The sequence below is a fragment of the Microbacterium sp. NPDC058021 genome (assembly GCF_042885955.1).
Taxonomy (GTDB): Bacteria; Actinomycetota; Actinomycetes; order Actinomycetales; family Microbacteriaceae; genus Microbacterium.
Window position 1 is genome coordinate 186,718 of the sequence record NZ_JBHVRF010000001.1, and the last position, 9,141, is coordinate 195,858.

Annotated in this window: 10 protein-coding genes; 8 read left to right on the top strand and 2 right to left on the bottom strand. The window is 71.1% G+C overall.

What is annotated here, in order from left to right; genetic code table 11:
• Positions 1-12 precede the first annotated feature (12 nt).
• The 3 genes from flgK to fliW are packed head-to-tail and all read left to right on the top strand — an operon-like array spanning position 13 to position 2,680.
• Positions 13-1,416: a flagellar hook-associated protein FlgK gene (flgK, locus tag ACFVR6_RS00905; protein WP_386957923.1), complete on the top strand. Its 1,404-nt coding sequence runs from the start codon at positions 13-15 to the stop codon at positions 1,414-1,416.
• A gap of 14 nt (positions 1,417-1,430) precedes the next feature.
• Complete coding sequence (gene flgL, locus ACFVR6_RS00910; RefSeq protein ID WP_386957925.1) at positions 1,431-2,312, top strand: flagellar hook-associated protein FlgL; 882 nt, start codon at positions 1,431-1,433, stop codon at positions 2,310-2,312.
• Positions 2,309-2,680 (top strand): flagellar assembly protein FliW, encoded by a 372-nt coding sequence (gene fliW / locus ACFVR6_RS00915; RefSeq protein ID WP_386957927.1) that lies wholly within the window; start codon positions 2,309-2,311, stop codon positions 2,678-2,680. The genes flgL and fliW overlap by 4 nt, the downstream gene beginning before the upstream one ends.
• Before the next feature lie 41 nt (positions 2,681-2,721).
• On the opposite strand, the gene ACFVR6_RS00920 is transcribed toward fliW, so the two are convergent.
• The gene (locus ACFVR6_RS00920; protein ID WP_386957929.1) at positions 2,722-3,789 is read right to left on the bottom strand and encodes a sugar-transfer associated ATP-grasp domain-containing protein; all 1,068 of its coding nucleotides are present in this window, start codon (positions 3,787-3,789) and stop codon (positions 2,722-2,724) included.
• Between the two features lie 90 nt (positions 3,790-3,879).
• Positions 3,880-4,707 (bottom strand): flagellin N-terminal helical domain-containing protein, encoded by an 828-nt coding sequence (locus ACFVR6_RS00925; protein WP_386957931.1) that lies wholly within the window; start codon positions 4,705-4,707, stop codon positions 3,880-3,882.
• A gap of 235 nt (positions 4,708-4,942) precedes the next feature.
• On the opposite strand from ACFVR6_RS00925, the gene ACFVR6_RS00930 reads away from it, so the two are divergent.
• Genes ACFVR6_RS00930 through ACFVR6_RS00950 form a run of 5 tightly spaced genes read left to right on the top strand, consistent with a single transcriptional unit; the run spans position 4,943 to position 9,115 of the window.
• Positions 4,943-5,908: a metal ABC transporter solute-binding protein, Zn/Mn family gene (locus tag ACFVR6_RS00930; RefSeq protein WP_386957933.1), complete on the top strand. Its 966-nt coding sequence runs from the start codon at positions 4,943-4,945 to the stop codon at positions 5,906-5,908.
• Positions 5,905-6,735: a metal ABC transporter ATP-binding protein gene (locus ACFVR6_RS00935; protein WP_386957935.1), complete on the top strand. Its 831-nt coding sequence runs from the start codon at positions 5,905-5,907 to the stop codon at positions 6,733-6,735. Before ACFVR6_RS00930 ends, ACFVR6_RS00935 begins: the two co-directional genes overlap by 4 nt.
• Entirely contained in the window at positions 6,732-7,601 is an 870-nt protein-coding gene (locus ACFVR6_RS00940) for a metal ABC transporter permease (protein ID WP_386957937.1), read from the top strand. The genes ACFVR6_RS00935 and ACFVR6_RS00940 overlap by 4 nt, the downstream gene beginning before the upstream one ends.
• Positions 7,602-7,658: 57 nt before the next feature.
• A complete protein-coding gene (locus ACFVR6_RS00945; RefSeq protein ID WP_386957938.1) occupies positions 7,659-8,090 on the top strand; it encodes a Fur family transcriptional regulator in 432 nt (143 codons plus the stop codon).
• Positions 8,087-9,115: a permease gene (locus ACFVR6_RS00950; protein ID WP_386957940.1), complete on the top strand. Its 1,029-nt coding sequence runs from the start codon at positions 8,087-8,089 to the stop codon at positions 9,113-9,115. Before ACFVR6_RS00945 ends, ACFVR6_RS00950 begins: the two co-directional genes overlap by 4 nt.
• Positions 9,116-9,141 lie beyond the last annotated feature (26 nt).

The following is a 9,141-nucleotide window of genomic DNA, read 5'->3' on the forward strand; positions in this document are numbered from 1 at the left end:
AAGAAGGACACGATGTCGACATTCAGCGGATTGGGCGCAGCTTCCAGCGCCCTCGCGGCCGCGCGCCGTGGCATGGACCTGGTGGGCCAGAACATCGCCAACCAGACGACCCAGGGCTACACGCGCCAGCGTCTTGAGACCTCCGCCGTCGGCGCCGTGCCGGTGATGGGCCGATTCGCCATGGGCGCGCAGCCCGGGCACGGCGTGTCGGTCGACGGCATCTCGCGCCTGGGCGATGCCGTGCTCGACACCCGCGTGCGGGACACGCTGGCCTCGAGTGGGTACTGGTCGACGAAGGCGAGCGCCGCCGCGGCTGCCGAGGCAGCGCTGGCGGAGCCGACGAAGAACGGGCTCGCCGATCGGCTGTCGGGCTTCTGGGCCGCATGGCAGGACGTCTCGAACACCCCTGACTCGACCGCGGCGGCGGCGGTGGTGCTCACCGGCGCCGCCACGCTGGTCGCGCAGATCGCCGACGGCTATCGCTCGGTCTCATCGCAGTGGTCCAGTGCCCGGTCCTCGGCCGACAGCATGGTGACGCAGCTCAACTCCGCGGCCGACCAGATCGCCGAGCTCAACGGTGCGATCCGCGTGGCCAAAGCATCGGGCGGCGCGCCCAACGATCTCGTCGACCGGCGCAATCTGCTCGCCCAGACCGTCGCGCGTCTGTCCGGTGCGGCCGGCACGCTGGAGGCGGACGGCACGATGACGCTGCGCATCGACGGCAACGCCCTCGTCTCCGGCGCGTCGGCGCGACACCTCACCATCGCCGGCCCTGCCTCGATCGAAGCGGGAACGGCCACCACACTCGCGTGGCAGAACGGACCGGCGGTCGCCATGGCCAGCGGTGAACTCGGTGGCGTGCTGTCGGTGCTCGCTCCCGCCGACGAGGGCGGCGTGCTCGCCGGCCTCGCCGCGTCGCACAACGCCCTGGCGACAGCACTGGCGACCGCCGTCAACGCCCAGCACCGGGCCGGCGTCACCGCCTCGGGAACGCCCGGCGGCGACTTCTTCGCCGTCGCGCCCGGCGGCCCCGCCGCCCTCGGTCTCAGCGTCGTGCCGACCGGGCGCGACGGCCTCGCGCTGGCGGCGCCGGGGGCCGGTGCGCTGGACAGCAGCAATGCCGACGCCCTCGCCGGCATCGGCGACCGCGCCGATGGTCCGACCGCGCTGTGGGCCGACGTCGTCTCCCGGTTCGCCGTGGCGACGGCGGCCGACCTCGGCCGTGCGACCCGCGCGGAGTCGGGTGCGATCGCCGCCGTCGCCGCCCAGCAGTCGGTCGCGGGCGTCGACAACGACGAGGAGACGCTCAACCTCCTCACCTATCAGACCGCCTACCAGGCGGCCGCCCGCGTGGTCACCGCCGTCGACGAAGCGCTGGACACCCTCATCAACCGCACCGGCGTCGTCGGTCGCTGACCCTCAGGAGCAGCATGATCTCTCGTGTGACGTCGCAGTCGTTGACGCAGACCGCTCTGCACAATCTGCAGACCGGCCTGACCGACCTTGCGCGGCTGCAGGCGCAGGCCACCTCGCAGCGCGCGTTCGCCGCCCCCTCCGACGACCCCGCCGCGGCTTCGGCCGCTGCGGATCTGCACGCCGCCCAGGCGCGCACGGCGCAGTACGGGCGCAACATCACCGACGGCCTGGCGTGGGTGACGACCGTGGACACCGCGATCTCGGCTTCCACGTCGCTCCTGGGACGCATCCGCGACCTCACCGTCCAGGGCGCCAACTCGGGGGCCCTGGACCCCACGGCGCGCGAGGCCATCGCGGTCGAGCTCGAAGGGCTCGGCAAGGAGCTGCTCGCTCAGGCCAACACGAGCCTGCTGGGTCGCTCCGTCTTCGCCGGCACCTCCGACACCGCCGCCTTCGCCGCGGACTACTCCTTCAGCGGCTCGCCCGGAGCCGAGGTGCACCGCAGGCTCTCCGAGGGTCAGACCGTGCGGGTGGATGCCGACGGCGCCGCCGTCTTCGGCGTGGGTGCCGGCTCCGTGTTCGCTCTGGTCGACTCGATCGTGGGCGACCTGCGCGCGGGGGTCAACGCCGGTCCCCGCATCGGCGAGATCGACACCCACCTGAACAACATGCTCGGCGTGCAGGGCTCCGTGGGCGCCCGCCAGGCGACGATCGAGCGCGCGAAGGAGGCGACCCTGGACGCCACCGTGTCGCTCGAAGCGCGCCGGGCCGCCGTGGAGGACGTCGACTCGGTGGAGGTGCTCGTGAAGCTCCGAGCCCAGGAGCTGGTGTACCAGTCCGCGCTCGCCGTGACCGGCCGCGTGCTGCAGCCGACCCTGATGGAGTTCCTCTCATGAGCGCTGCGCTGCAGTTCGTCTCCCCGCCTCCCGGGCTCGACCCGCACACCTCGTTCGTGCTCGAGCCGGTCTCGGATTCGGACGGCCTGTTCTCGCTGCGTGCCGTCGACGACGCCGAGGTGCGGCTGTTCCTCGTCGACCCGGGTGGCATCGTGCCCGACTACGAGCCGGTGCTCTCGGACGATCAGGCCGCGCAGCTGGGCCTGGAATCGGCCGACGAGGCGCAGCTGTTCGTCGTCGCGCGGGTCACCGAGCACGGCGTCGGGGTCAACCTGCTGGCGCCCGTGGTGATGAACCGGCGCACCGGCGGGGCGGCGCAGGTGATCCTCGAGGGTCAGGATCTGCCCGTGCGGGCGATCCTGGGCTAAGACGACGCGGACTCGGCAGGCCGAGGCCTGGCCGGGGCCCCCTACGCGGCGACCAGTTCGCGCTGCCGCTCCGCGGTGAGCGGGTGGGTCACCGCGCTCATCGCGGTGACGTAGCGCGACAGGTGACCGGTGCGGATGCCGGTGGCAGTCGGCTTGTTCTCGTAGACGCCTGCCGCCCAGTTGCCTTCGACCAGCACGGGTCCCTCGGGGCCCACCGCGATGTCCCACCCGACGTACCGCACCTGCGGGACGACGCGCGCGAGGCGGTCGACGAACGCGATGACCTCGTCGAAAAGGGGGAGCTGGAAGTCGGCGATGCGGATGCCGCTGTCGGGGTGCGTCTCGTACACCTCGCCGCGGGAGTCGTAGCCGGCTCCGGTGGCGCGCCCGGCGTCGTCGAGCATGACGTAGAAGCCGCCGAACGCGTTCTGGTCGCTCACCGCGCCGCGGCCGAACTTCTGCGCCATCGTGAGGATGTGGGTGGTCTCGCCGTCGAAGAAGGCCGTCACGCGCGTCGTGTTGACCGTGCCGGCGCACACCGCCGCGAGGTCGTCGTGCTGACGGATGAGCTCCTCGACGAGGGTCTCGCCGCGCTCGAGCAGGCCGCGGTGGAACGCCCCCCAGTCGCCGATGTCCGCGGCGTGGTAGCGGCGCACGCCCCTGCCCTGGTGACTGAGCGGCTCCTTGGTGACGATCGTGCCGTGGCTCTGCGTGAAGACGCGCAGGCTCTCGGCATTGTCTTGGTCGACGACCATCCAACCGCGGTGCAGGTGCTCGGCGAATGCGCGGTTGAAGGCGACCTTGTCGTGGAAGACGTGACGGTAGGCCGGGTCATCGAAGATGAGCGAGAACTGCGTGGCCACCGGATTGGTGATGTAGGTGGCGCGTTCGGCCGGGGTGAGGATCGCGAAGTCGTAGTCGATGTAGTCCTGGAACCCCACGCCGTGGAAGCAGGCCTGCCACAGCATGTCGACGATGATCGCGGGCGCCCACCGGCCGTGGCGGGCGGCGGCGGCGCGCGCGCGGCGCAGCAGGGATAGGACGTCGACGCGCCGCGCACGTCCTGCGAGGTAGCGCAGGCGGGGGGTGAGGTGCGTGAGGGACGTCATCTGTGCTCCTGGTTGTGATGTGTCGGCGTCCCCCCGGACGAGGAAGAGCCCCGAGCCACTCGGCGCGGGGCTCCTCCCTGTCGAGTGGGATCAGCGCAGCAGCTGCAGCACGCCCTGACCCGACTGGTTGGCCTGCGCGAGCATGGCGGTGCCCGCCTGCGACAGGATGTTCGACGCGGTGTACTTGACCATCTCCGACGCCATGTCGGTGTCGGTGATGCGGCTCTTGGCGGCCGACAGGTTCTCGGCCGAGACGGCGAGGCTGTTGATGGTCGACTCGAACCGGTTCTGGAGCGCACCGTAGCTGGCGCGAGCGGTGGAGACCGCCGTGATCTGGGTGTCGATCGCGGTGATGGTCGCCGCTGCGTTGGCGGCGGTGTCCACGGTCAGTGCACCGACCGTGGCGCCCAGCGTCCCGAAGTCCGTCAGGTTGATCGAGATCTGGTCTTCGGCGGCAATCGCGCCCGCGCCGACCTGGAAGGTCAGGGTGTTGGCCGCGCCCGTGAGCAGCTTGATGCCGTTGAAGTTCGTGCTGGCAGCGACACGGGTCAGCTCGCTGGCCAGGTCGTTGATCTCGGTCTTGATCGCGCCGCGGGATGCGGTGTTGTTCGAGTCGTTACCGGCCTGAACAGCGAGGTCACGCACGCGCTGGAGGATGGAGTGCACCTCCGTCAGGGCGCCTTCTGCGGTCTGGATGACCGAGATGCCGTCCTGGGCGTTGCGCTGGGCGACGTTGAGGCCGTTGACCTGGGACTTCAGTCCCTCGGAGATCGCGAGGCCGGCGGCGTCGTCTGCAGCGCGGTTGATGCGCAGGCCGCTCGAGAGCTTCTCCAGCGACTTGGACAGGTCGTTCTGCGTGGCCGACAGGTTGCGGTACGCGTTCAGTGCCGACACGTTGGTGGCGATCTGCATTCCCATGATGTTCCTCCGTGAGTTGGGGTGAAGCTGGAGCCCGTCCTGGGCTCCGAAGTCCGTCCGTGGACCTCTGAATCTTCCTATCGGCAGGCCCGAGCCGCGCGTTAGGCGTCACGGAAGAAGGAATTGTGACGGAGCTAGGACGTTCCCTGTGGCATCCGTCCTGCGCTCGCCCCATCTCCTACGCCCGTCACCGCGCAGGGTGAGAACGATTATCAATAGCGGCTACACTGGACCCATGACACGCAAGAGCCTCATCGTCGTCGCGCTCGCCGCGGCATCCGTCCTCGCGCTCGCCGGATGCGCCGGCGGGGCCACCGCGCCCGACGACGACACCCTGCAGGTGGTCGCCTCGACGAGCGTCTACGGCCAGATCGCCGAGGAGATCGGCGGCGACGCCGTGTCGGTCACCTCGATCGTCTCGTCGCTGTCGCAGGACCCGCACTCCTACGAGGCGAGCGCGCGCGACCAGCTGGCGGTGCAGCGCGCCGACCTCATCATCGAGAACGGTGGCGGCTACGACTCCTTCCTCGACGCACTGATCGAGGCGAGCGGGTCGGCGGCGCCGGTGATCACGGCCGCGGAGTTCTCGCACGACTGGCCCGAGAACGCCGGGCATGACGAGGCGGAGGCGACGGGTGACCACGATCACGACCACGTCGGCCACGAGCACGTCGAGGGCTTCAACGAGCACGTCTGGTACGACCCGCACGCCATGACCCACCTCGCCGAGGCCATCGCGGCCGATCTGACCGAGCTGCGACCGGAGGATGCCGCGCAGTTCGAGGCGAACCTCGCCGAGTTCGAGTCCGGAATCGCCGGCCTGGAGTCCGAACTGACCGCCATCGCCGCCGCGCACGCCGGTGAGGGGGCGTTCGTGACCGAACCCGTGCCGGTGTACCTCGTCGCCGCGGCCGGGCTCGTCGACCGCACCCCGGCCGCCTTCAGCGAAGCCGTCGAGGAGGGGCAGGACGTCGCGCCGGCCACCCTGCTGGAGGCGCTGGCGATCATCGACTCCGGTGAGGTCGCGGTGCTCATCGCCAACGCCCAGACCGGCGGAGCCGAGACGACCCAGACCATCGATGCCGCCGAGGCCGCGGGGGTTCCCGTGGTCGAGTTCACCGAGACGCTGCCCGACGGCACGACGTACATTGAGTGGATGCAGGACAACATCCACGCCCTCGCTGCGGCGCTGGACTCGTGAGCGCCCCCACCGCCACCGGCGCCGCGCCGCTGCGTATCACCGGGGCGGCGCTGCGCCGGGACGACCGCGAGCTGTGGGCGGGTCTGGACCTCGAGGTGCAGCCGGGTGAGCTGCTGGCCGTGCTCGGCCCGAGCGGATCGGGTAAGACGACGCTGCTGCGCGCGATCCTGGGCCTGGAGTCCCTCAGCGCCGGCCGTATCGAGGCGCTCGGTCGGCCCGTGCACGGCCGGGGCAACCGGGCGATCGGCTACATCCCACAGCAGCGGCCGCTCCCGCCCGAGACGGCGCTGCGCGGACGTGACCTCGTCGCCCTCGGCATCGACGGCCACCGGTTCGGCTTCCCGATCCCGCGCCGCGGTGACCGCGCCCGGGTGGAGGAGCTCGTCGACGCGGTCGGCGCCCGCGCGTTCGCCGATCGCCCGGTCGGCTTGCTCTCCGGCGGCGAGCAGCAGCGTCTGCGCATCGGGCAGGCGCTCGCCGACGACCCGCGGCTGCTCCTGTGCGACGAGCCGCTGACGAGCCTCGACCTCGCCAATCAGCAGGACGTCGTCGCCCTCATCGACGGGTACCGCAAGCGCACGGATGCCGCGGTGCTGCTGGTCACCCACGACATCAACCCGGTGCTCGGTGCGGTCGACCGTATCCTCTACATCGCCGGCGGCCGCTTCACCCTCGGCACCCCCGACCAGGTGCTCACCTCCCAGGTGCTCAGCGGCCTCTACGGCGCCCCTGTCTCGGTGCTGCGCGCGGGCGGGCGGCTCGTCGTCGTCGGCGCCCCCGACGCCGAGGTCTCCCACCACCATCACCACGACGAGGCATCCGCATGAACTGGGCCGACATCGGCGACGCGCTGTTCGGCGGCGTCGCCGACTACGGGGCGATCCTCGCCCTCGTGCAGAACTCCGTGTGGGCCGGCGCCGTGCTCGGCCTCGTCGGCGGCCTCATCGGCGTGTTCGTCATGCAGCGCGACATGGCCTTCGCCGTGCACGGCATCAGCGAGCTGTCGTTCGCCGGCGCCGCCGCGGCGCTGCTGATCGGCGTCGACGTCGTCACCGGCTCCATCGTCGGCTCGGTCGTCGCCGCCGCGATCATCGGGGGCCTCGGTGCCCGTGCCCGCGACCGCAACTCGATCATCGGCGTGCTCATGCCGTTCGGGCTGGGCCTGGGCATTCTCTTCCTCTCCCTGTACGACGGCCGCAGCGCCAACCGGTTCAGCCTGCTCACCGGCCAAATCGTCTCGGTGCAGTCCGGCCAGCTCGGCTGGCTCATCGCCATCGGCGCATTCGTGCTGCTGGGGCTGCTGTTCATCTGGCGTCCGCTGCGCTTCGACTCGCTCGACCCGCAGGCCGCCGCCGCCCGGGGCGTCCCCACGACCGCGGTCTCGCTCGCGTTCATGCTGCTGCTGGGCCTCATCGTCGCCGTCGCGGTGCACATCATCGGCGCGCTGCTGGTGATGGCGTTGCTGGTGACCCCGGCCGCCGCGGCCATGAAGGTCGCTTCCGGTCCGGTGTCGGTGCCGCTGCTGGCGGCCGTGTTCGGCGTGGCATCCGCCGTCGGCGGCATCCTGCTGGCGGTCATGGGAACCCTGCCGGTGAGCCCTTACATCACGACGATCTCGTTCGTGATCTACCTGGTCTGCCGGGTCGTCGGCAGCCGCCGCGGCAGGGTGGTGCGGGCAGTGACGGCCAGATGAGCCGGGATTTCCCTGCTCTCAGCCGGCTCTGCACAGCGCCCGCCTAGAATCGGAGCCATGGTCCAGCGAAACACGTGGCAGCGCGAGCGGGTGCGAGACGCCCTCGCCGACGCCTCCGGCTTCGTGAGCGCGCAGACCCTCCACGCGACACTGCGCGACGAGAACACCGGCATCGGGCTGGCGACGGTCTACCGGGCGCTCGCGGGCCTGGCCGCCGCCGGTGATGCCGACCAGCTGCAGAGCCCCGAGGGCGAGGCGCTGTACCGCGCCTGCACCAGCGGCGGGCACCATCACCACCTCATCTGCCGCAACTGCGGGCGCACGGTGGAGATCGCCGCGACCGATGTCGAGCAGTGGGCGCACCGCACCGCGGCGCAGCACGGCTTCACGCAGGCCGAGCACATCGTCGACATCTTCGGTGTGTGCGCGGCCTGCAGCGCGCTCCAGGCCGAGACGCCGGTTGCCGTCGCGAAGGAACCGCTCGCGTGACGAGTGCCCAGACGCGCCAGCCGCGCACCGCGCGACCGGCACCGGCGCGCAGCACGCGCCTGCTGGTGGCGCTCGGCATCGGCACGCTCGTGGTCGCCGCCCTCCTCGTCGTCGCCGCGCTCACCCCGGCCGCCACGCCGCTGCCCGCCCGCGCGCAGGACGGGCTGACCCTCGCCCTCAGCGTGCTGATCGAATCGCTCCCGTTCGTCGTGCTGGGCGTGGTGCTCTCGATCGTCATCCAGGTGTGGCTGCCGCCCGGCGTCATCGAACGGTGGATGCCGCGGCGCGCATGGGCCCGGCGGGCCGTGCTGTCGTTGCTCGGCATGCTCGTGCCGGTCTGCGAGTGCGGCAACGTGCCGTTCGCGCGCGGACTCATGATGCGCGGGTTCAGCGTGCCCGAGACGCTCACGTTCCTCATCGCCGCGCCCATCGTCAACCCGATCGTCATCATCACCACCCACCAGGCGTTCGGCTTCGACGACGGCATCCTCATCGCCCGTCTCGTCGGCGGCTACCTCGTCGCCAACCTCATCGGGTGGCTGTACAGCCTGCATCCCGACCCCGACGGCCTGGTCACCTACCGGTTCCGCGACACATGCGAACTGGTGGCCCTGGACACCCACGGCCGCGGGCGCCGCAGCCTTGCGCAGTTCGTCGTCGAGCTGCGCGCCGTCATGCCCGCCCTCGTCATCGGGTCGGCCCTGGCGGGAGCCGTGCACGTGCTCGTGCCCCGCGAGGCTCTCGTGGCGATCGGCTCGAACCCGGCGCTGTCGATCGCGGTCATGATCGCGCTCGCGATGATCGTGTCGATCTGCTCCAACGTCGACGCGTTCTTCGCGCTCTCGTTCGCCTCGACCTTCACGCCCGGCTCGATCGTGGCCTTCCTGGTGGTCGGGCCCATCGTCGACGTCAAGATGCTGGCGCTGCTGCGCACGACCTTCCGCACCCCCGTGCTGGTCGGGATGACCGTCGTGGTGGTGCTGTTCGCCTTCGCGCTCGGAACGGCGGTGAACCTCTTTGTCTAGTGACACCCTCACCCGGGAGCAGCACC

Excerpts from the sequence above, each read along its gene's own strand:
- flgK (WP_386957923.1), top strand. The coding sequence starts at position 13 with ATGTCGACATTCAGCGGATTGGGCGCAGCTTCCAGCGCCCTCGCGGCC.
- flgL (WP_386957925.1), top strand. The coding sequence starts at position 1,431 with ATGATCTCTCGTGTGACGTCGCAGTCGTTGACGCAGACCGCTCTGCAC.
- fliW (WP_386957927.1), top strand. The coding sequence starts at position 2,309 with ATGAGCGCTGCGCTGCAGTTCGTCTCCCCGCCTCCCGGGCTCGACCCG.
- ACFVR6_RS00920 (WP_386957929.1), bottom strand. The coding sequence starts at position 3,789 with ATGACGTCCCTCACGCACCTCACCCCCCGCCTGCGCTACCTCGCAGGA.
- ACFVR6_RS00925 (WP_386957931.1), bottom strand. The coding sequence starts at position 4,707 with ATGGGAATGCAGATCGCCACCAACGTGTCGGCACTGAACGCGTACCGC.
- ACFVR6_RS00930 (WP_386957933.1), top strand. The coding sequence starts at position 4,943 with ATGACACGCAAGAGCCTCATCGTCGTCGCGCTCGCCGCGGCATCCGTC.
- ACFVR6_RS00940 (WP_386957937.1), top strand. The coding sequence starts at position 6,732 with ATGAACTGGGCCGACATCGGCGACGCGCTGTTCGGCGGCGTCGCCGAC.
- ACFVR6_RS00945 (WP_386957938.1), top strand. The coding sequence starts at position 7,659 with ATGGTCCAGCGAAACACGTGGCAGCGCGAGCGGGTGCGAGACGCCCTC.